Origin of the sequence: Leucobacter sp. Ag1 (assembly GCF_000980875.1) — a bacterium.
In the GTDB taxonomy this organism is placed as follows: Bacteria; Actinomycetota; Actinomycetes; order Actinomycetales; family Microbacteriaceae; genus Leucobacter; species Leucobacter iarius.
The window spans coordinates 23,990-44,535 of the sequence record NZ_LAYO01000082.1; the positions used below are offsets into that span (position 1 = coordinate 23,990).

Annotated in this window: 19 protein-coding genes and 1 pseudogene; 11 read left to right on the plus strand and 9 right to left on the minus strand. The window is 70.8% G+C overall.

What is annotated here, in order from left to right; genetic code table 11:
- Nucleotides 1-58: 58 nt before the first annotated feature.
- The 3 genes from glsA to XM48_RS18230 are packed head-to-tail and all read left to right on the plus strand — an operon-like array spanning nt 59 to nt 3,521.
- On the plus strand, nt 59-1,096 hold the full coding sequence (gene glsA, locus XM48_RS05190) for a glutaminase A (protein ID WP_046454733.1): 1,038 nt from the start codon (nt 59-61) through the stop codon (nt 1,094-1,096).
- Nucleotides 1,093-2,763, plus strand: a complete 1,671-nt coding sequence (locus XM48_RS05195; protein WP_046454734.1) for an MFS transporter — start codon at nt 1,093-1,095, stop codon at nt 2,761-2,763. Before glsA ends, XM48_RS05195 begins: the two co-directional genes overlap by 4 nt.
- Nucleotides 2,760-3,521: an META domain-containing protein gene (locus XM48_RS18230; RefSeq protein ID WP_197074151.1), complete on the plus strand. Its 762-nt coding sequence runs from the start codon at nt 2,760-2,762 to the stop codon at nt 3,519-3,521. The genes XM48_RS05195 and XM48_RS18230 overlap by 4 nt, the downstream gene beginning before the upstream one ends.
- A gap of 34 nt (nt 3,522-3,555) precedes the next feature.
- On the opposite strand, the gene XM48_RS05210 is transcribed toward XM48_RS18230, so the two are convergent.
- The 6 genes from XM48_RS05210 to XM48_RS05235 form a co-directional block, all read right to left on the minus strand.
- Nucleotides 3,556-4,155 carry a hypothetical protein gene (locus XM48_RS05210; protein WP_046454735.1) on the minus strand — a complete coding sequence of 200 codons (600 nt, stop codon included), beginning with the start codon at nt 4,153-4,155 and terminating at the stop codon, nt 3,556-3,558.
- 61 nt (nt 4,156-4,216) lie between these two features.
- The gene (locus tag XM48_RS05215; protein ID WP_231580807.1) at nt 4,217-4,990 is read right to left on the minus strand and encodes an ABC transporter ATP-binding protein; all 774 of its coding nucleotides are present in this window, start codon (nt 4,988-4,990) and stop codon (nt 4,217-4,219) included.
- Entirely contained in the window at nt 4,987-6,054 is a 1,068-nt protein-coding gene (locus XM48_RS05220) for an iron chelate uptake ABC transporter family permease subunit (RefSeq protein WP_046454736.1), read from the minus strand. Before XM48_RS05220 ends, XM48_RS05215 begins: the two co-directional genes overlap by 4 nt.
- Nucleotides 6,047-7,033, minus strand: coding sequence for an ABC transporter permease (locus XM48_RS05225; protein ID WP_046454737.1), 987 nt, complete (start codon nt 7,031-7,033; stop codon nt 6,047-6,049). Before XM48_RS05225 ends, XM48_RS05220 begins: the two co-directional genes overlap by 8 nt.
- 58 nt (nt 7,034-7,091) lie before the next feature.
- Nucleotides 7,092-8,087 (minus strand): siderophore ABC transporter substrate-binding protein, encoded by a 996-nt coding sequence (locus XM48_RS05230; RefSeq protein ID WP_046454738.1) that lies wholly within the window; start codon nt 8,085-8,087, stop codon nt 7,092-7,094.
- Nucleotides 8,088-8,328: 241 nt separating this feature from the next.
- Nucleotides 8,329-9,252, minus strand: a complete 924-nt coding sequence (locus XM48_RS05235) for a LysR family transcriptional regulator (RefSeq protein ID WP_046454739.1) — start codon at nt 9,250-9,252, stop codon at nt 8,329-8,331.
- A 130-nt stretch (nt 9,253-9,382) separates the two neighbouring features.
- Here XM48_RS05235 and XM48_RS05240 point away from each other — a divergent pair, with 130 nt between their 5' ends.
- A complete protein-coding gene (locus XM48_RS05240; RefSeq protein ID WP_046454740.1) occupies nt 9,383-10,567 on the plus strand; it encodes an NAD-dependent formate dehydrogenase in 1,185 nt (394 codons plus the stop codon).
- A gap of 2 nt (nt 10,568-10,569) precedes the next feature.
- Nucleotides 10,570-11,103: an HPP family protein gene (locus XM48_RS05245; protein ID WP_046454741.1), complete on the plus strand. Its 534-nt coding sequence runs from the start codon at nt 10,570-10,572 to the stop codon at nt 11,101-11,103.
- A 67-nt stretch (nt 11,104-11,170) separates the two neighbouring features.
- Here the strand turns inward: XM48_RS05245 and XM48_RS05250 are convergent, their stop codons facing one another.
- Nucleotides 11,171-12,112 (minus strand): Dyp-type peroxidase, encoded by a 942-nt coding sequence (locus XM48_RS05250; protein ID WP_046454742.1) that lies wholly within the window; start codon nt 12,110-12,112, stop codon nt 11,171-11,173.
- A gap of 131 nt (nt 12,113-12,243) precedes the next feature.
- Between XM48_RS05250 and XM48_RS05255 the strand changes: the two genes are divergently transcribed.
- Entirely contained in the window at nt 12,244-13,065 is an 822-nt protein-coding gene (locus XM48_RS05255) for an endo alpha-1,4 polygalactosaminidase (protein ID WP_046454743.1), read from the plus strand.
- Between the two features lie 27 nt (nt 13,066-13,092).
- On the opposite strand, the gene XM48_RS05260 is transcribed toward XM48_RS05255, so the two are convergent.
- Complete coding sequence (locus tag XM48_RS05260) at nt 13,093-13,917, minus strand: ABC transporter ATP-binding protein (RefSeq protein WP_046454744.1); 825 nt, start codon at nt 13,915-13,917, stop codon at nt 13,093-13,095.
- A 187-nt stretch (nt 13,918-14,104) separates the two neighbouring features.
- Here XM48_RS05260 and XM48_RS05265 point away from each other — a divergent pair, with 187 nt between their 5' ends.
- Nucleotides 14,105-15,775: an ABC-F family ATP-binding cassette domain-containing protein gene (locus XM48_RS05265; protein WP_046454745.1), complete on the plus strand. Its 1,671-nt coding sequence runs from the start codon at nt 14,105-14,107 to the stop codon at nt 15,773-15,775.
- A 2-nt stretch (nt 15,776-15,777) separates the two neighbouring features.
- Nucleotides 15,778-16,200 (plus strand): annotated as a pseudogene (locus XM48_RS05270) (YbaK/EbsC family protein); the annotation flags it as partial.
- Between the two features lie 101 nt (nt 16,201-16,301).
- Here XM48_RS05270 and XM48_RS17465 read toward each other — a convergent pair.
- Nucleotides 16,302-16,901 carry a TetR/AcrR family transcriptional regulator gene (locus tag XM48_RS17465; RefSeq protein ID WP_231580808.1) on the minus strand — a complete coding sequence of 200 codons (600 nt, stop codon included), beginning with the start codon at nt 16,899-16,901 and terminating at the stop codon, nt 16,302-16,304.
- Between the two features lie 172 nt (nt 16,902-17,073).
- On the opposite strand from XM48_RS17465, the gene pdhA reads away from it, so the two are divergent.
- Genes pdhA through XM48_RS05285 form a run of 3 tightly spaced genes read left to right on the plus strand, consistent with a single transcriptional unit; the run spans nt 17,074 to nt 20,483 of the window.
- On the plus strand, nt 17,074-18,222 hold the full coding sequence (pdhA, locus tag XM48_RS05275; RefSeq protein ID WP_046454746.1) for a pyruvate dehydrogenase (acetyl-transferring) E1 component subunit alpha: 1,149 nt from the start codon (nt 17,074-17,076) through the stop codon (nt 18,220-18,222).
- A complete protein-coding gene (locus XM48_RS05280; RefSeq protein WP_046454747.1) occupies nt 18,219-19,211 on the plus strand; it encodes an alpha-ketoacid dehydrogenase subunit beta in 993 nt (330 codons plus the stop codon). Before pdhA ends, XM48_RS05280 begins: the two co-directional genes overlap by 4 nt.
- A gap of 21 nt (nt 19,212-19,232) precedes the next feature.
- Complete coding sequence (locus XM48_RS05285) at nt 19,233-20,483, plus strand: dihydrolipoamide acetyltransferase family protein (protein WP_046454748.1); 1,251 nt, start codon at nt 19,233-19,235, stop codon at nt 20,481-20,483.
- Nucleotides 20,484-20,546 lie beyond the last annotated feature (63 nt).

Sequence of the window (20,546 nt, forward strand, 5' to 3'; positions counted from 1 at the left end):
GTGAATTCTCCGTCCCCAACCACTCGAAGATCGTCCCGGGAAGCGGGATGATGAGGGCATGCTCGAAGCAGACGTGAAAGACATCGCGCAGCGCAGCTCGACGGGAGCGCTGCCGCAGCACGATCGCGTCGGCGATCTCGTCGCCCACGCGCACGAGCGCTACGCGGGCGTCGACGACGGTACGGTGGCCGACTACATCCCGGTGCTGGCGGAGGCCGATCCCGCCTGGTTCGGGCTCTCGCTCGCGAGCATCGACGGCCGATGCCACTCGGCCGGCGACACGGGGATCGGATTCTCGATCCAATCGATCTCGAAGGCGTTCGTTTTCGCCCTCGTCTGCGACGCCATCGGGCACGACGAGATCCGAAGGGTCGTCGGCGTCGACAACACCGGCATGGCCTTCAACTCGGTCGTCGCGATCGAGCTCAACGGCGGCAGCCCGATGAACTCGATGGTCAACGCGGGCGCGATCGCGACCACCGCGCTCATGCCCGCCACGAACGCGGACGAACGCTGGGCACTGATCCGCGACGGCCTGAGCCGCTTCGCCGGCCGCCCGCTCATGCTCGACGGCGAGGTGTACCGCTCGGAGTCGTTCACGAACCACCGGAACCAGGCGCTCGCCCGTCTGCTGCAGAGCTACGACCGGCTCGCCATCGGCCCGCGGGAGGCCGTCGACATCTACACGCGGCAGTGCTCGCTCTCGGTGACCGCGGACGACCTCGCCGTGATGGGAGCCACCCTGGCCGACGGCGGCGTCAATCCGATCACGGGCGAACAGGTCGTCTCGGCCGAGACGAGCCGCGACACGCTCGCACTCCTCGCCGCCTGCGGCATGTACGAGCGCTCCGGCGAGTGGCTCTTCGAGATCGGCATCCCCGCGAAATCGGGGGTCGCGGGCGGCATCGTCGCCATCGCGCCCGGCAAGGGAGCGGTCGGTGCGTTCTCGCCCCGGCTGGACAGCGCGGGCAACAGCGTCCGCGGGCAGCGGGCGTGCGCCTATCTGTCTCGCGCGCTCGGCCTCAACCTCTTCGCGTCGGCCCCGCACGGTGCCGACTCCGGCATCGACACCACCACCGAAGGAGCGCTCCGATGACCGCACGCACGGATTCCGGGCGGAGCGACGGCTCCGCGCAGGCGCCCCCGGCCGGCGCCGAGGAGCGCCGCTCCTGGGCGCCGATGATCGGCCTGTTCCTCGCCCAGGTGCTCATGTCGTTCAACGTGGCGGCCCTGCCGATCTCGCTGGGCGGCATGGTCGAGGACTTCGGGGTTCCGCCGACGACGGCGAGCACGACCATCGTGGTCTACGGCCTCGCGGTGGCCGCGCTCGTCATGACCGGCGCCAAGCTCGGCCAGCGCATCGGCTGGGTGCTGATCTTCCGGATCGTGGTCGCGGTGTTCGCCGTGTCCTCGCTGATGATGATCCTCTCCCGCAGCATCGGCTGGGCCATCGGCGGGCAGGTCCTGGCCGGCGCCTCGGCCGCCATCATCGTGCCGGCGCTCGTCGCGCTCATCGCCGAGAACTACCGCGGCGCGCAGCAGGCCACCGCCGTGGGCTCCCTCGGCTCGGCACGCGCGTTCTCGGGCATCAGCGCGTTCCTCATCGGCGGCACGCTCGGCACGCTGGTCGGCTGGCGCCCCATCTTCTTCATCACCCTGGGACTCGCCGCCATCGTCTTCGTGCTGAGCTTCCGACTCCGCAGCGACCGGGGCAACCCGAGCATCCGCATCGATCTCGTCGCCTCCGCCCTCATCGGAGCCGCGATCGTGCTGCTGACCCTCGGCTTCAACAATCTGAACGCCTGGGGAATCCTGCTGGCCGAACCCGGAGCGCCGTTCTCGGTGCTCGGGCTCTCCCCCGCCCCGGTGTTCGTGGTGCTCGGCGTCATGTTCGGCCAGGCCTTCTTCATGTGGACCCGCCGCCGCATGCGGCTCGGCAAGGTCCCGCTCGTCGACCTCGGCGTGCTCGCGCAGCCGACCGAGCGCGCCGCGATCTACGCGATGTTCATCATCGTCTCGATGGAGGCCGCGGTGAATTTCACCGTGCCGACCTACATCCAGGTCGTGCAGGGCCGCACCCCCTTCGACACCTCCCTCGCGATGATGCCGTTCAATCTCACGGTGTTCGTCACCGCGACGCTCATCGTCCGGTTCTACAACCGGTACAGCCCGCGCACGATCGCGCTCTTCTCCTTCGCCCTCACCACGGCCGCGCTCGTCTGGCTCGCGTTCGTCGTGACCAACAACTGGGAGACGCTGCCCACGATCCTCGGACTCGTGGTCTTCGGCATCGGTCAGGGCGCGCTCGTCACCCTCGTATTCAACGTGCTCGTCACCGCTGCTCCGAAGGAGCTCGCGGGCGACGTCGGCTCGATCCGCGGCACCACGCAGAACCTTGCGAGCGCCGTCGGGACCGCGGTCATGGGCGCACTGCTCGTCACCGTGCTGAGCCTCGGCTTCACCCAGGCTGTCACCGAGCACGACGACCTGCCGAAGGCCCTCGCCGAGGAGGTGCAGCTCGACCAGGTGAACTTCATCAGCAACGACGAGCTGCGCACCAAGTTCGAGGAGACGAGCGCGACCCCCGCGCAGATCGACGCCGCGGTCGCGATCAACGAGGAGCAGCGCCTGCGCACGCTCAAGATCGGCTTCCTCGTGCTGGCCGGGCTCAGCGCGATCGCCGCGCTCCCGGCATCCCGCCTGCCCCGGTATCGTCCTGAAGAGATCCCCGCACCCGCGAACGTCGAAGGAGCCGCATCATGACCCGACCCAGCCCCGTCCCGCACTCGACCGGCCGGCGCATCGGCCTCGCCGCTGCGGTCGCCGCCGTGGCGAGCGCAGCGCTGCTCCTCGCCGGCTGCGCCGGCTCGTCCGGCACGGATCAGACGCCGAAGCCGACCGCCACGTCGAAGTCCGCGGACGTGACCGGATCCTGGGGCGACGCCGCGAAGGAGTCCGCCCCCGCCATCGAGCTCGCCGGTGACGGCACGCTGACCGGCACCGACGGCTGCAACCGGCTCACCGGCAGCTGGAAGCTGGAGGGCGACACCATCGCGTTCGGCGAACTCGCCTCGACGAAGATGGCCTGCATCGGGGTCGACACCTGGCTCTCCGGAGCGCGAACCGCGACCGTCTCCGGCTCCACCATGACCGTGCTCGGCGAGGGCGGAGCGGAGCTCGGCACGCTCGACCGAGCGGATACGAGCACGAACACGAAGGATCCCGTCTCCGAGGCCTTCCTCGGCTCCTGGGGATCGACCGATCAGGGGAAGCCGAACCTGTCGATCTCGGGCGACGGCCGTTTCACCGGCAACGACGGCTGCAACGGACTCAGCGGCAGTTGGAAGGCGGAGAACGCCGACGCGATCACGTTCTCGGAGGCCGTGAGCACGCTCATGGCGTGCCCCGGGATCGACGCGAAGCTCGGGCAGCTCGCCTCCGCGAAGGTCTCGGGCGACACCCTGACGGTGCTCGATGCGAAGGGTGCGGAGCTCGCGAAGCTCGAGCGGAGCCGCAGCTAGACCGGCGTGCGGGTGAGTCGCGGCGGGCCGGGCGTCAGCGCCCGGCCCGCCGCGTCACCGCGCCGATCACCGACAGCACGAGCAGGAACGCCGCGAGCAGCGGGCAGACCACCGCGCAGAAGACGAGGATCGTGCCCACCGCGAAGTCGTTCCCGCCGGTGCGGCCGAGACCGATCGATCCGGATCCGAAGCTGTCCCCGGCAATCACGAAGCCGCCGTCGTACACGCCCATCCGGTCGACGCAGCGCACGTCGACCGCACCCGCGTTCGGAGCGGTGAACGCGCGCACCTGCTCGAACCCGGTGCGCGGCGTCGCCCACCAGAGCGCGTCGTCCCACGAGAGCGCCGGTGCGCGACGCAGGTCGAGCTCGCGCCCGCGCTCATCGGTCACCGTGCACTCGAGGGTCTCGAGCGCGGCCGCGGCGCTGTCGGTCCAGATCCCGGCGCGCTCCCCCGATTCGAGCGTCACCGCGATGGGCTCGCCCAGCGCCCGCGGGTGCGCGTCGCGGACCGAGCCGCTGATGGGCAGCACCCAGAGCAGCCACACCAGCGTGCCGATGATCGCGGATATCGCCGCGATCGGCAGCATCCTGCGCGGGTTCAGCCGATCGGATCGCGCGGTGGGAGCTCGCATGGGAGCCCCATGCTACCGATTCGCGATCCAGTTCCGGTAATTGCGCATCGCCCCAGGACGCTCAGTAGTAGACGGCGAGCGGCCCCGCCGGGCCCTCGATCACGCGCACCTCGGTGTCGAACACGCGGCTCAGCACTTCGTCGGTCATGATCTCCGCCGGCGTCCCGAACTCGATCACCGTGCCGTTCTTCATCGCGCAGATCCGGTCGGCGTAGTGGCCGGCGAAGTTGATGTCGTGCAGCACGATCACGATCGTCCGACCCAGCTCCTCCGCCGCGCGGTGCAAGTGCTTCATCATCTGCACCGAGTGCTTCATGTCGAGGTTGTTGAGCGGCTCGTCGAGCAGCACCACCTCGGTGTCCTGCGCGAGCACCATCGCGACGTACGCGCGCTGCCGCTGCCCGCCCGAGAGCTCGTCGAGGTATCGGCCCTCGAGCTCGCCGAGCTCGAGGAAGTCGATCGCCCGGCTCACGATCTCCTCATCGGCGGTCGCGAGTCGGCCCCGCGAGTGCGGGAAGCGTCCGAACCCGACCAGCTGCCGCACCGTCAGCCGGGTCACGAAGTGGTTCTCCTGCCGCAGCACGGAGACGACCTTCGCGAGATCCTTCGACTTCGTCCGAGCGACGTCGAAGCCGGCCACCTCGATCGTCCCGTCGTCCATGCCGAGCAGCCGCCCCATCATGGTGAGCAGCGTCGACTTGCCGGCACCGTTCGGTCCGACGAGCGCGGTGATCCCACCACCCGGGATGCTGAGGTCGAGCGGACCGATCGCGACCTCGTCCGAGTACTGCTTGCGGACGCCCCTCACGAGCACGGCCGGGGTCTGCTGGGTCACAGGCGTCCCTTTCTCAGGATGACGATCAGGAAGAGCGTGCCGCCGACGACCTCGATGATGATCGAGACGACGCCCTGCGCGCTGAAGACGTGCTTCATGACGAAGTAGGCGCCGCCGAGCACGACGAAAGCGGTGAGCGCGGCGATCGGGAGCACGACCCGGTGGTCGAAGGTGTCGGCGAGCTGGTAGGCCAGCGCCGCGACGAGGAAGCCGAGGAACACCATCGGCCCGACGAGCGCGGTCGAGGTCGCGATCAGCACCGCGACGAAGAACAGCGTGCGCATCAGCTCCCGCCGGTGCTGCAGACCGAGGCTGTTCGCCACGTCCCGCCCCATCGCCATCACGTTGAGGCGGCGCGACCCGCTCCAGAGCACCGCCGTCGAGATCACGACGAGCGGGATCGCGTAGGGCAGGCTGTCGGCCGAGGCGTTCGAGATGCTCCCGAAGAGCCGCGCGGCGAGCACGTCGAACTCGCTCGGCGTGAGCATGCGCTGCATGAAGGTGGAGACGGCGCCCAGTCCCCCGCCGATCACGATACCGACGAGCAGCATGATCTGCAGATTGCCCCGCTTGCCGCTGAGCAGCCAGCCGTAGAGCAGCACGGCGAGCCCGACCATGAGCCCGATCTGCAGCAGGAACTGCACGGGACCGGCGAGGAGCGCGATCCCGGCGATGCCGAAGAGGTACACCGAGGTGGTGTGCACCGCGGTGTAGAGCGCGTCGAAGCCCATGATCGAGGGGGTGATGATCCGGTTGTTCGCGACGGTCTGGAACGCGACGGTGGCGGTGGCCTGCGCGACGGCGACGACCGCGATCACGAGCACGCTCTGCTGCCGCCGCTCGGCGATGAGCCAGAAGCCCTCGCTGCCCGGCGGCATCGGGTTGCCGTGGGCGAGCAGGCCGAAGACGATGAGGCCCGAGAGCAGCACGAGCGCCGAGATCACCACGACGGTGCGCCGGGAGGATCCGTGCCCGGCGAACGGGCCCGAATTGCGCGGAGCGGTTCCCGTCCGCCGTGGTGCGCCGCCGCGGAGCGGGGTCCGGCGCTGCGCGGAATCAAGCACGGCGCCTCCGTCCGACGAGCAGCAGCACGAAGACGGCCGCGCCGACGACCCCGAGGATCAGCGACACCGGGACCTCGAAGGGCATGATGATCGTGCGACCGATGAGGTCGCACGCCGTGACGATCCCGATGCCCGTGAGGCACACCCACGGCAGGTTGCTGCGCAGGTCGTCGCCGCGGATCAGCGACACGAGGTTCGGCACGATGAGCCCGAGGAAGGGCAGGTTGCCCACGACCACGGTCACCACGCCCGTGGCGACCGCGATGAGCACCGTGCCGAGGAGCATCACGCGCTGGTAGTCGACGCCGATGCCGGTCGCGACCTCCTGCCCCAGGCCCGCGACCGTGAAGCGGTCCGCGGCGATGAAGACGGCGACGGCGACGATCGCGACGATCCAGAGCAGTTCGTACTGCCCCCGCAGCACCGTGGTGAAGCTGCCGGCGAACCAGACGCCGAGGTTCTGCAGGGTGTCGGTCTGCAGCGCGATGAAGGTCGTGACGGCGCCGACGACGGCGCCGAGCATGATGCCGACGATCGGCACGATGAGCGAGGATCGCAGCGAGACCCGTCGCAGGAAGAGGAAGAACACCATCGTGCCGACGAAGGCGGCGACGACCGCGACGAACATGCGCACGGCGATGGGCGCCTGCGGCGCGAGGATCATGGTGAGGAGCAGCCCGAGTCCGGCCCACTCGGTGGTGCCAGTGGTCGTGGGCTCGACGAAGCGGTTCTGGGTGAGCAGCTGCATCACGAGCCCCGACATCGCCATGGCGGCGCCGGCGAGCATGAGCGCCGCGGTGCGCGGGACCCGCGTGATCGCGAACATCTCGGCGCCGTCCGCGCCGCCCGCGATGTCGTACACCCCGGTGAAGAGCGACAGGACGAGCAGTCCCGCGACGACGAGCACGCCGATCGCGAGGGCGGGGTCGATCAGGCGTCCGCGCGAGCGGGCGGACGTCTGGGCGGTGGTGGTGGTCATGGTGCGGATGGGGCGGGCCGCGACTCCGGGAGTCGCGGCCCGCCCGTCCCGATCTCGATCAGGCCTTCGACTTCTCCAGGGCATCGGCGAAGTCGTTCAGGAACTCGGTGTAGGTCTGGATGCCCTCGTTCAGGTAGGTGTCGGTGGGCATGTAGACGATGCGCTTGTTGGCGACGGCCTTCACGTTCTTGAGCGCGTCGTTCTTCTCGAGGATCTCGGCCGCGGGCTTGTAGTCCGCGCCGCGCTCGGCCTTGTCGAACGAGGCGTCGCGATCCATGACGAGGATCCAGTCGGGGTTCGCCGAGGCGATCGCCTCGACCGAGATCTCATCGCCCTTGTGCCCCTCGGAGGACTTCTCCACCTTGAGCGCCGGGGTCAGGCCGATCAGGTCGTAGACCGGGCCGAGGGTGCGTCCCACGGTGGGCGCGATGTTGCCGATGGCACCGCCCGAGGTGTTCACTGCGAGCACCGTGTCGGAGCTCTTGTAGGCCTTCTTGGCCCGGTCGACGGCCGTATCGAAGTCCGAGACGAGCTTCTTCGCCTCGGCCTGCTTGCCGAACACCTCGCCGAGCACGGTGACCTGGCGCTTCAGCTCGCTGTCGAAGGGCTTGCCGTCTCGCGGGTCGAGCTCGAGCACGGTGGCGTCGGGTGCGAGCTTCACGATCTCGTCGTGGAAGCCCTGATAGCGCTGCCCGTTGATCACCAGATCGGGCTTCGCCGCGACCAGCAGCTCGAGGTTCGGCTCGCGGTGGGTGCCGAGATCGACGAGGCCCTTCTGGGTCTTGTACGACACCGTGTCGGGCATCAGCGATACCGCTGCGGCCGAGAGCGGGACGCCCCAGTCGCTCAGCGTCTGGAAGGTGCGGTTGTCGGTCGCGACGACCGACTTCGGCGGGGTCTGGACGGTGTGCTTGCCGGTGTTGTCCTCGACCGTCACGCTCTTGGCCGCGGGCTTCTCGGTCTCGGCGGCGGGTTTCGCGCCGGAGCATCCGGTGATCGCGAGAACGGCGGCGACGCCCAGGGTCGAGACGGCGAGCAGACGGGGCACGGACATGGTGAGGCTCCTTGTTCGGGTGCGGTGCGCGGGCGCCGGCCGGCGTGGCCGGCGCGCAGGTCGGCGCCGATATTAGGCGACCCTTACCTACGTCAGATCAACCTAGCACACGCGTTTTCCCGGCCCGACGCGAGCCGCGTCGGAGCGCGGAGGATACGGCGAATGCACGCAAAAAATCCCTGGAGAGCGCAGCTTTCCAGGGATTTGCAGAAGATTCGGAACGGCGCCGAATCGCCGCTGGTCAGGCGAGGGGTCGCCACTCGCGGGCCGCGCGCAGCAGCTCCCGGGCCGGCCGCGATGCCGGCTCCTGCCCGGACTTCCAGACGGCACTCAGTTCGCGGTGGAACGCGACGCTCCCCACCCCGATCCGCACCAGCCGTCCGTCGTCGAGGTAGGACTGCGCCGGCCGGGTGCTGATGACCGCCGGGGCGACGTTCGCCGCGGCCGCTTCGAGCACCGCGGTGTTGCTCGGCAGCTCCAGCGCGGGGGCGGCGAACCGCTCCCGTTCAACACCGTGCGCGAGCAGGGTCGCGAGCAGCACCGAACGGCACCCCGACCCGGCCTCCCGAGTGACGAGCGGGGTCGACGCCAGGGTCCAGGGGCTCACCCGACGTCCGCGAGCCCACTCGTGCGCGGGCGACACGTAGACGGCCAGTTCGTCGGCGGCGAGGAACGCGTGACGCAGCCCCGGCGGCGGTTCGCTGCCCTCGACGAACCCCAGGTCGGCCTCGCCGTCCGACACCAGCCGCACGACCTCGCGCGTGTTCGTCGCGCGCACCCGCACGGAGCCGACCTCGTTGCCGTTGCGCACGTAGGCCATGATCCACTGCGGAAGGAAGTGCTCCGCGACGGTGAGGCTGGCCGCGACCGCGACCCGTTCCTCCGCGTCGAGCAGGAGCTCCAGCGCTTCGTCCATCGCCGCGGCCGCCGCGATCACCGGCTGCGCGATACCGAGGACGGCCAGCCCGTCCCCCGTGAGACGCGACGACCGCGACGACCGCACCACGAGCTCGCGCCCGACCCGCTGCTCGAGCCGCCGCAGGCGCAGCGACGCGGCCTGTTGGGTGACGCCGAGCTCGGCCGCCGCGAGCGTGATCGACCCGGTGCGCGCGATCGCTTCGAGCAGCTCGAGCGCCCGCAGGTCGGGCAGGCGGGGACTGTACACGCCGCCAGTCTACGCACAACCAGGCGTTGTATTGCGGCAATCCCCGGTTCGTGGTGGCCGGTCTGCGCCAGTCGTAGCTTGGAAATCGAGGGGGCGCATCCCAGGCGCCCCACCTGGAATTGGAGACACCGTGGCAAAAGTTCTCATCGTCCTCTACCCGGACCCGGTCACCGGCTACCCGCCCGAGTACGCCCGCGACACAGTCCCCGAGATCACCGAGTACCCGGGCGGCGCGACCCTGCCCGATCCGCAGGCGATCGACTTCGTGCCCGGTCAGCTGCTCGGCTCGGTCTCGGGCGGCCTCGGCCTGAAGCGCTGGCTCGAGTCCGAGGGGCACACCGTCGTGATCACGAGCGACAAGGAGGGCGCCGACTCGGTGTTCGAGCGCGAGCTGCCCGACGCCGACGTCGTGATCTCGCAGCCCTTCTGGCCCGCGTACCTCACCGCCGATCGCATCGAACGGGCCGAGAAGCTCCAGCTCGTCATCACCGCGGGCATCGGCTCCGACCACACCGACCTCAACGCGGCGAACGCGCGCGGCATCACCGTGGCCGAGGTGACCTACAGCAACAGCATCAGCGTCGCCGAGCACACGGTCATGCAGGTGCTCGTGCTCGTGCGCGACTTCGTGACCCAGCACCGCATCTCGGAGGAGGGCGGTTGGAACATCGCCGACGCCGTCTCCCGCTCCTACGACCTCGAGGGCATGCGCGTCGGCGTCTTCGCGGCCGGCCGCATCGGCCGCGCGGTGATCGAGCGGCTGGCGCCGTTCGGCGTGCGCCTGAGCTACACCGACCGGTTCCGGCTCCCCCGCGAGTACGAGGAGCGCTACGGCCTCACGTTCCACGACAGCATCGAGAGTCTCGTGCGCGAGGTCGACGTGCTCACCGTGCACGCTCCGCTGACCGACGAGACGCGGGGGCTGCTGGACGACGAGCTGCTCGACACCATGCCCCGCGGCGCCTACATCGTGAACCCGGCCCGCGGCGCCATCGCCGACCGCGACGCGATCGTGCGCGCGCTCGAGTCCGGGCGGCTCGCGGGCTACGCGGGCGACGTCTGGGACCCCCAGCCGGCCCCCGCGGATCACCCGTGGCGCACCATGCCGCACAACGCGATGACGACGCACACCTCGGGCACCTCCCTCTCGGGCCAGGCGCGCTACGCGGCGGGCACGCGGGAGATCCTCGAGCGCTGGTTCGCCGGCGAGGAGATCCGCCCGGAGTACCTGATCGTCGAGGGCGGCGGCTACCGCGGCACGGGCGCGCACTCGTACGCCCAGCAGCCGACGCAGGCCGCCGGCGAGCAGGCCTGACCGTGGCGGAGCGGCGCACCCGGCGGCCATCGCTGTGGTCCCGGGTGCGCCCGACCCAACCAGCGATCCCCTGGCACACGATCGTCGGCGCCTCGGTGGCCGGCGCGCTGACCATCGCGGTGCTGGGACTCGGCGGCGATCTGGTGGGCACGCCGATCCTGATCGCGGCCTTCGGTTCTTCGTGCGTGCTCGTCTTCCTGCTGCCCGATGCGCCCCTCTCGAAGCCGATCAACGTGGTCGGCGGCCACCTACTCTCGGCGCTGTGCGGGCTCGCGGTCCACGCGGTCCTGCCGACCGCATGGTGGAGCCTCGGCCTCGCGGTCGGCATCGCGATGGCCGTCATGGCTGCGGCGCGGGTGGTGCACCCGCCGGCGGGCGGCACGCCGATCGCGATCATGCTCGCGCACGAGGGCTGGGGCTATCTACTCACCCCCGTGCTCGCCGGTGCACTCGTGCTGAGCGCGTGCGCGCTCGCCTACCGGTTCCTGCTGCGGCGTCTCGAACGGCGTCCGGGTGCTCCGGCTCCGCGCGGCTGAGTCCGCGGAGCCCGGTGACCCGAGCGGCTCCGGCGGCTCGGCCGGAGCCGACCCGAGCGGCTCCGGCTCAGTCGCCGAGCGCGGCCAGCATCTCGGGGGTCGGCACGAAGTACGCGCTGCCCGTCTCGGCCGTCGAGAAATCGAGCAGCCGGTCATGCCTGCCCGCGGGCTCTCCGACGAACATGCGCTCCAGCATGCGCTCGATCACCCAGAGGTGCCGCGAATAGCCGATGAAGTAGGTGCCGTACTCGCCCGCACCCGGACGCGCGAACGGCATGTTGTCCCGCACGATGTCGTGCTCACCGGACTCGTCCTCGATCGTCGCGAGCGACTTGTGCGCCTGCTGCTCGCCGTCCGGCACATCGTCGAGCTCGACGTTGTCGGACTTGGTCCGCCCGATGATCGCCTCCTGCTCGCCGGTGCTCAGCCCCTGCCAGGCGTCCAGATCGTGCAGGTACTTCTGCACGACGACGTAGCTGCCTCCGGCGAAGCCGGGATCCTCGTCGCCCACGAGCGCCGCGACCGGCAGGTCCGGCCCGATCGGGTTCGCGGTGCCGTCGACGAATCCGAGCAGGTCCCGCGAGTCGAAGTAGCGGAAGCCCGACACCTCATCGACCACGGAGACGGCCGAGCCGAGCCGTCCGAGCAGGAGACGCGCGAACTCGACCGCCAGATCCTCGCGATCCGCCCGGATGTGGAACAGCAGGTCACCCGGTGTCGCGACCGCCGTGTGCACGGCGCCGGCGATCTCGCGGAACGGACGCAGCTCGGCGGGCCGATCGTCGCCGACCACCGCGGCCCAGACGCGGGCACCGATCCCGACCGTGCACGAGAGCCGCGCCCGCGGGGCCCGGAACCCGACCGTCTTGACGAGGTCCTCGAGCCCGGCGAGCGCGGCGCGCACGGTGTCCACCGCTGCGCCGCCGTCGCCCACGCGCGCCACGAGGAAGGTCGCGTTCAGGGTCAGCGGCCCCTCGACGTGCTGCGTACGGTACTCGCTCTGCTCCATGCGCCCACGCTAACAGCGTGCGGCACGGACGGGTGCGGCCGAACCGGATCACGACGCGCACCGATCGGTCGCCGATCGAACGCGGTCGTAGGCTTGACCCGAGCACCACGCACTCCCGGGAAGGACCGCCCATGTTCAGACGCCGGACGGTCGTCGCGCTGTCCTGCGTCGCCCTCGCGTTCGCGCCCCTGCTCGCCGGCTGCGCGCCCGGCGCGGCCGCGCCGCATCTCCCCGACCCGTCGGCGGGATTCGACTACCAGCTCGGCGGCACCTACGACCCGCCGTCCGGGGCGACCACGATCGCCCGCGACCGCACGGCGGAGCCCGCCGGCGCGGGCTACGACATCTGCTACGTGAACGGCTTCCAGACCCAGCCCGATGCGTCGCAGCGGTTCGCTGCCGAGCACCCGGAGCTGCTGGTGCAGCACGACGGCGGCCCGCTGGTCGATCCCGGCTGGCCCGACGAGTACCTCTTCGACACGTCGACCGCGGCGAAGCGCAGCGCGCTCGCCGACCTCGTGGGCGCGTGGATCGTCGGCTGCGCCGACTCCGGGTACGACGCCGTCGAGATCGACAACCTCGACTCGTACACGCGCTCGGAGGGCGCGCTCGGGCGCGACGACAACCTCGCCCTCGCCGCGGAGTACGCCCGGATCGCGCACCGCGCGGGACTCGCCATCGGGCAGAAGAACACCGCGGACCAGTCGAAGCGCTTGCGCGGCCTCGGCTACGACTTCGCCGTGACCGAGTCCTGCGCGGAGTTCGACGAGTGCGGCGCCTACACCGCGGTCTACGACGTCGTGCTCGACATCGAGTACACCGACGAGCTCGGCGAGGAGCGCTTCGCCGATACCTGCGCGAGCCCCGATCGCCCGGCGACCATGATCCTGCGCGACCACAGCCTCACGACGCCGGGTTCGGCCGACTACGCGTACCGCAGCTGCACCGGCTGATCCGCACGACCCCGCACGCCGCCGCGATCAGCTCGCGGCGCGCTCCCGCCGCTTGGCGCGCGCTCCCCAGCGCCCGCCCTCGCGCGTCACCTCGATCGGGTGCTCGAACGCCCGCGAGATGACCTCCGTCGTGACGACCTCCGACGCCGCCCCGGCCGAGACGATCGCCCCGTGCGCGATCACGACCGCGTGCGTCGTCGACGCCGGCAACTCTTCGAGATGGTGGGTGACGAGCACCGTCGTGAGCTCGGGATGGTGCTCGGAGAGATCGTCGAGGGTCTCGAGGAACTGCTCGCGCGCGGCGACGTCGAGCCCCGTGGTGGGCTCGTCGAGCAGCAGCAGCCTCGGATCCGACACGAGAGCCCGGGCGATCAGCGCACGCCCCCGCTCCCCCTGCGACATGGTGGGCCAGACCACCTCGCGCCGATCCTCGAGCCCGACGAGGTCGAGCATCGCATCGGCCCGGGCGATCTGCGCGGACGTCGGCGTCCATCGCATCACCGTCTCGAGGGTTCCGGTGAGCCCGGTCAGCACGACCTCGCGCGCGGTGATCGCCGAGCGCACGGCGTGCCTCGGATTCACGTGGCCGATCTCGCGGCGCAGCGCCTGCAGCTCGACGCGGCCGATGCGCCGGCCGAGCACGTCGACGGTGCCGCTCGTCGGGTGCTCGACCGCTCCGCAGAACCCCAGGATCGTGCTCTTGCCCGCCCCGTTGGGGCCGAGCAGCGCCCACCGCTCCCCCGGATCCACCCGCAGGTCGATCCCGTGCAGGATCTCGGTGCCCTCGCGACGGAAGGTGACCCGGTGGAGTTCGAGAACGGCACCCGGATCCGGATCGCGGCGGTGGGTCATGTCGGTGCTCCTTCCCCGCAGCGGCGCGCGAGGCTTCCACGCTAGCAGGAAACACGCGAAATTCCTCAACTCCTCTGCGGAGTTCACTGCTCGCCCGGGGCGCCATAGTCCGAAACGCATCCGCCATCCGTCGAGCTTTGTCCACCGGCACCGCCCACGCGGGCCCGCCCCTTGCTAGCGTGGCGGGATGGCCCATCTCGATCTCTCCGGCATCAGCTACGGACTCCCCGACGGCCGCCCCCTGCTCAACGACGTCTCGCTGCGCGTCGGCGCCGGCCAGCGCGTCGCGCTCATCGGCGCGAACGGCGCGGGCAAGTCGACCCTGCTGCGCATCGCCCTGGGCGAGCTCGAACCCGACGAGGGCGCCGTCGCGCGCTCCGGCGGCCTCGGCGTGATGCGCCAGTTCATCACCGGATCCTCCGTGCGCGAGCTCCTGCTCGGCGTCTCCTCGCCGCGGGTCCGCGAGGCCGCCGACCGCGTCGACCGGGCCGAGCGGAACATGCTCGAGAAAGGCACCGAGACCTCGCAGATGACCTACGCGAACGCGCTGGCCGCCTGGGGCGAGGCCGGCGGCTACGACGCCGAGGTGTTCTGGGACGTCTGCACGACCGCGGCGCTCGGCATCCCCTACGACCGGGCCGCGGCGCGACCGATCGAGACGCTCTCGGGCGGCGAGCAGAAGCGGCTCGTGCTCGAGGCGCTGCTGCGCGGGCCCGACGAGCTGATCGTGCTCGACGAGCCCGACAACTTCCTCGACGTGCCCGGCAAGCGCTGGCTCGAGGATCAGCTGCGCGCCTCCGACAAGAGCGTGCTGTTCGTGAGCCACGACCGCGAGCTCCTGGCGCGTTCCGCGACCGCGATCGCGACGCTCGAGCTCGGTGCGCTCGGCAGCACCGCCTGGATCCACCCCGGCAGCTTCGCGAGCTACCACGCGGCGCGCGAGGCCCGATTCGCCCGGCTCGACGAGCTGCGCAAGCGCTGGGACGAGGATCACGCCAAGCTCCGGGCGCTCGTGCTGATGTACAAGGAGAAGGCCGCGTACAACTCCGACATGACCTCGCGCTACCGGGCGGCGCAGACCCGGCTCGCGCGCTTCGAGGCGGCGGGACCCCCGCACGAGCAGCCCCGCGAGCAGCGGCTCGACATGCGGCTCGCGGGCGGCCGCACCGGCAAACGGGCGGTCGTCTGCGAGCAGCTCGAACTCACGAACCTCATGTTCCCGTTCGACGCGGAGGCCTGGTACGGGGATCGCATCGCGGTGCTCGGTGCCAACGGATCGGGCAAGTCGCACTTCCTCCGGCTGCTCGCCGCGGGCGGCACCGACCCCGATCTCGAGCACGAGCCCGTCGGCGATCTGCCCATCGAACCCGTCGCGCACGAGGGACGTGCTCGGCTCGGCGCCCGCGTGCGCCCGGGCTGGTTCGCGCAGACCCAGCGCCGTCCCGACCTCGCCGGACGCACCCTGCTCGAGATCCTGCACCGCGGCGACGAGCACCGCGCCGGGCGCGACCGCGAGGCGGCCGCTCGGGCGCTCGCCCGGTACGAGCTCGCGCAGGCGGCGGAGCAGGCGTTCGAGTCGCTCTCGGGCGGCCAGCAGGCACGGTTCCAGATCCTGCTGCTGGAGCTCGGCGGCGCGACGCTGCTCCTGCTCGACGAGCCCACCGACCACCTCGACCTCGAGTCCGCCGAGGCGCTGCAGCAGGCCCTCGGCGCGTTCGACGGCACCGTGATCGCGGTGACGCACGACCGCTGGTTCGCCCGCGACTTCGACCGGTTCTGGGTGTTCCAGGAGGACGGCGAGGTCGTGGAGTCCCCCGTCGCCGTATGGGACGAGGGACGCGTGGTGCGGGAGCGGTGAGCATGGATACGGCACGCGTGCGCGCGCACCTCGACGCACTTGGGTTCGCCGGTGCGATCGTCGAGACCTCCGGATCGAGCGCGACGGTAGAACTCGCGGCCGAGCAGCTCGGCACCGAGCCCGCGCGCATCGCGAAGACGCTGGGGTTCACCGACCCGAGCGATCCGAGCCGGGCCGTGCTCGTCGTCGCCGCGGGCGACGCGAAGGTCAACGGAGGCCGGTTCAAGCGCCGCTTCGGCGGCAAGGCCCGCATGCTGCGCGGCGACGAGGTGCCCGAGCTGACCGGGCACCCGATCGGCGGCGTCTGCCCGTTCGCGGCGAACGATCGCGCGCGGATCTTCCTCGACGCGTCGCTGCGCCGGTTCGACCGCGTCTACCCGGCCGCGGGCACGCCGAGCTCGATGGTCGAGATCCCGATCGACGAGCTGCAGCGGCTGAGCGGCGCGGAGGACTGGGTGGACCTCACGACCGGTTGCAGGACGCCGACGGCACCGGTTTCCCTGGCTGAGGCGGGATCGGGACGCGGCTACCGCAGCCCGAGCGCCTCGATCGCAGCGAGGGCTTGCGACTCCGCTTCGGCACGCGTCGGCGCCGAGGTGAGCCCGAGCAGCCGCTTGCGGTGGGGTTCACCCAGCAGCAGCGCGAACAGCGCCTCCGCCCGGTCGACGGAGCGATCGGGCATCCGTTGCCGGAGCGCCGCGATGTAGGCGGCCGGTCCGTCCGCATAGAAGCGTTCCGCGAGCCCGGGGAAGGTGCGCGCCTCGGCGATCACGAGCCGATGCAATCCGATCGCCTCGTCCGAGTGCAGGGCGAACACGATCGTAGCCGCGGCCTCCGGGAGTCCGTGGTGTTCGGCGGGGGCCGCCAGTGCGCGGTCCCGCAACCGCTCGACCGCTGCGAAGAACACCTCGGACCGATCGGCGAAGTCGGCATAGATGGTGCGCTTCGTCACTCGCGCCTCCTCGCGGAGGTCATCGAAGGTGACCCGCGCAAAACCCCGTTCGACGAACAGCCGGACCGCCGCGTCGATGATGTCGTCGCGCCGCTGCGCACGCTCGGCCCCGGTCGGGCGCCCCCGCTTGCGCGGAGTCGGTTCGGAACCGGGGCTCCCCTGCTCGCTCGCCACGCGTCTCCCTCGTTTCGACAACTTCTCCCGCTCGATTCTATAATGAAACGCGTTTCGTATCATTAATGATCATGAAACCCGGAGCATCCTCCGGACCGGACAGCAGATCCGTGCCCCACCCGAGCCACCCGCCGGGTCCGGCGCGATTCTCGGGCGAGAATGGAGACCCCGCATGCCCCAGACCCAGAAGCCACGCAGTGCGCCGGCACGCGCAGCACGCGCGACCCGCGGAACGTCCACGAAGCGCACGCGCACGACCGCGGAGTCCGAGTCGCCGCCCGACGAGCAGCTGCTCGACTTCTACCGCCGCATGGTCCTGATCCGGCGGTTCGAGGAGCGCGCGGCGCGCGCCTACACGGAGGCCAAGGTCGGCGGGTACTGCCACCTGAACCTCGGCGAGGAGGCGACCGTGGTCGGGCTCATGTCGGCCTCCGCTCCCGGCGACTACGTCTACACGAACTATCGGGAGCACGGCTACGCGCTCGCCCGGGGTATCGCGCCCGAGCGGATCATGGCTGAACTCTACGGGCGCACGGACGGGGTCTCCCGAGGTTGGGGCGGCTCCATGCACATGTTCGATTTCGCTTCGCGGTTCATGGGCGGCTACGGGATAGTCGGCGGCCAGATCCCGCTCGCCACCGGCGCCGCCCTGGCGATCGACTACCGCGGCGAGAACGACGCCGTCATCTGTCTCATGGGCGACGGCACCACCAACATCGGCGCGTTCCACGAGTCGCTCAATCTCGCGGCGATCTGGCACCTGCCGATCGTCTACGTCGTCGTCAACAACGGCCTGGGAATGGGAACCACGGTCGAGCAGGCCTCGGCCGAGCCAGAGCTCCACAAGCGCGCCGCCGCCTACCGCATGGACGCCGCACGGGTGGACGGCACGGATCCCGTCGCGGTGCACACCGCGGCGCAGCGCGCGCTCGCGAGCGCACGGGCCGGTCGCCCGTTCCTGCTCGAGACCGTGTCCGAGCGCCTCAAAGGGCACTCCGTCGTGGATCCGGCGCGGTACCGGACCAGGGAGGAAGCCGAGGCCCTGCGCGCGGCAGACCCGGTCGCGGCCTTCGCCGCGCGCCTCCTCACCGAGGGGGTCCTCGGTGAGGAACTCGTCGCCGAGATCGACGCGGAAGCCGTGGCCCGTGTCGCGGAGGCTGCCGCATTCGCCGACGCGAGTCCGCACCCGGAGGTCTCGACGCTCTTCGACTACACCTATGCGACCCCCGTGCCGAACGACTCGCGCCGGCTGCCGGGCGAAGCGCTGTTCCCTGCGCCGCCGAGACCCGGAACCCCCGAACCGACGGAGGTGCTCGCGTGAGCCGCATGAGCTATCGCCAGGCGCTCCACGAGGCGCTGCGGGAGGAGATGCTGCGCGATGAGAGCGTGTTCCTGATCGGTGAGGAGATCGGCCGGTTCGAAGGCTCGTACAAGATCACGGCCGGAATGCTCGACGAGTTCGGCCCGAAGCGGGTCCGCGACACCCCGATCGCCGAGGAAGGGTTCACAGGCGCCGCGGTCGGGGCCGCGATGCTCGGGCTCCGGCCGGTCGTCGAGATCATGACGATCAACTTCTCGCTGCTGGCGCTCGACCAGATCGTGAACCACGCGGCGAAGATCTACGGCATGTTCGGAGGCCAGGCCCGGGTTCCGATGGTGATCCGGACTCCGGGCGGCGGCGGGCAGCAGCTGGGCGCGACGCACTCGCAGAACATCGAGCTGTACTACGCGTTCGTGCCGGGCATGAAGGTCGTCGCCCCCGCGACCCCCGCCGACGCCAAGTCACTCATGCGAGCGGCGATCCGAGACGACGACCCGGTGCTCGTGCTCGAGAACCTCGCGCTCTACAACACCACCGGCGAGGTGCCCGACGATCTGGAACCCGTCGAGATCGGCCGCGCGAAGGTGGTGCGTCCCGGTTCCGACATCACGGTCATCTCCTACTCGCGCATGGCGACGGTGGCCGTGCAGGCGGCCGAACGACTCGCAGCGGAAGGGATCGACGTCGAAGTCGTCGATCTGCGCAGCCTCCGCCCGCTCGACCGCGGGACCATCGTCGACTCGGTGCGCAGGACCAACTGCTGCGTCGTGCTCGAGGACGACTGGCTCACCTACGGCATCGGGGCGGAGGTCGCGGCGACCGTGTCGGACGGGGCTTTCGACTGGCTCGACGCACCCGTGCGGCGAGTCGCCATGGCGGAAGTTCCGATGCCCTACGCCAAGTCGCTGGAGACCGCCGCACTGCCCTCGCTCGACGATGCGATCGCCGCGATCCGAGAAACCCTCGACGCCGTCGCCCGACGGCGCTGAACCGACCCCGAAGGAGACGTCATGATCGACATCCTCATGCCCCGGCTCTCGGACACGATGACCGAGGGCGCGATCACCGCCTGGCACAAGCAGCCGGGCGACCCCGTGCACGCCGGCGACCTGCTCGTCGAGATCGAGACCGACAAGGCGCTCATGGAGCAGGAGGCCTACGACGACGGGATCCTGTCCGAGATCCTGGTCGCCGCGGGCGAGAACGTGCCCATCGGTACGCCGATCGCCCGGCTCGATGACGGTTCGGAGGCGGCCGCGCCGAGTTCGGGGACCGCCCCCGTGCAGGCAGGGGCCGCTCCTGCGAGCCCCGTTCCCGCGAGCACCGGTTCCGCGACGCCGGTCGCCGCCGAGCACCAGGCGGCGACCCCGCTGGTCCGCAGGCTCGCGCGCGAGCGCGGGATCGACCTCGCCGAGGTCGCGGGCACCGGGCCCGGGGGTCGAGTCGTCCGCGCCGACCTCGAAGCCGCGATCGGACGACGGACCGCCGACACCCCCGCGGAGCCCATCGTCCCGGCCGAAACACCCATCGCAGTCGAGACGCACGTCCCGCCCTCCGACGCACGGGCCTCCCGCGCGGTACCGTTCGACGCGATCCGCCAGCAGATCGCTTCACGGCTCAGCACGAGCGCTGCCGAGATCCCGTCGTTCACGGCGACCGCGTCCGCGTCGGTCGACGAACTGCTCGCGCTGCGCGCGCGGATCAACGAGCAGCGCCCCGGAGACGCGGGACGCATCAGTGTGAACGATCTGCTCGTCCGGGCCGTCGCGGTCGCGCTCCGGCGGCACCCCGGCGTCAATGCCTCCTACGCGCCGGGCGGGCGGGGAGCGACGCTGCTGCACGACCGGGTGCACATCGGGATCGCGGTCGCATCACCGGCGGGCCTCGTCGTACCGGTGCTGCGGGACGCCGATCGACTCGCAGTATCCGACATCTCGACGAGGACGAGGGACCTGGTGGATCGCGCCTCCGAGCGCACGCTCGGCACGGTCGACATGAGCGACGGCACGTTCACGATCAGCAACCTCGGCATGTTCGGCGTAGATCATTTCACCGCGATCATCAATCCGCCGCAGGGGGCGATCCTCGCGGTCGGAGCGATCCGCGATGAGGTCGCGCTCGTCGACGGTGAAGCCCGACCGAGCAAACGGTTGAGCATCACGCTCACCGCGGATCACCGGATCATCGACGGCGCGCTCGCGGCGCGGTTCCTCGCCTCGCTCACCGAGCTGCTGGAACAGCCGCTCGCCGTCCTGGTCTAGACGGAGCCGGCCTGACCGTCGCCGGTGGAGCGGCGCGCTCCGAGACACGACGCGGCCCCGCCG

Bases quoted from the DNA above. Each gene is read 5' to 3' on its own strand.
- glsA (WP_046454733.1), top strand. From the start codon at position 59: ATGCTCGAAGCAGACGTGAAAGACATCGCGCAGCGCAGCTCGACGGGA.
- XM48_RS05195 (WP_046454734.1), top strand. From the start codon at position 1,093: ATGACCGCACGCACGGATTCCGGGCGGAGCGACGGCTCCGCGCAGGCG.
- XM48_RS18230 (WP_197074151.1), top strand. From the start codon at position 2,760: ATGACCCGACCCAGCCCCGTCCCGCACTCGACCGGCCGGCGCATCGGC.
- XM48_RS05210 (WP_046454735.1), bottom strand. From the start codon at position 4,155: ATGCGAGCTCCCACCGCGCGATCCGATCGGCTGAACCCGCGCAGGATG.
- XM48_RS05225 (WP_046454737.1), bottom strand. From the start codon at position 7,033: ATGACCACCACCACCGCCCAGACGTCCGCCCGCTCGCGCGGACGCCTG.
- XM48_RS05230 (WP_046454738.1), bottom strand. From the start codon at position 8,087: ATGTCCGTGCCCCGTCTGCTCGCCGTCTCGACCCTGGGCGTCGCCGCC.
- XM48_RS05250 (WP_046454742.1), bottom strand. From the start codon at position 12,112: ATGGAGCAGAGCGAGTACCGTACGCAGCACGTCGAGGGGCCGCTGACC.
- XM48_RS05255 (WP_046454743.1), top strand. From the start codon at position 12,244: ATGTTCAGACGCCGGACGGTCGTCGCGCTGTCCTGCGTCGCCCTCGCG.
- XM48_RS05260 (WP_046454744.1), bottom strand. From the start codon at position 13,917: ATGACCCACCGCCGCGATCCGGATCCGGGTGCCGTTCTCGAACTCCAC.
- XM48_RS05265 (WP_046454745.1), top strand. From the start codon at position 14,105: ATGGCCCATCTCGATCTCTCCGGCATCAGCTACGGACTCCCCGACGGC.
- pdhA (WP_046454746.1), top strand. From the start codon at position 17,074: ATGCCCCAGACCCAGAAGCCACGCAGTGCGCCGGCACGCGCAGCACGC.
- XM48_RS05285 (WP_046454748.1), top strand. From the start codon at position 19,233: ATGATCGACATCCTCATGCCCCGGCTCTCGGACACGATGACCGAGGGC.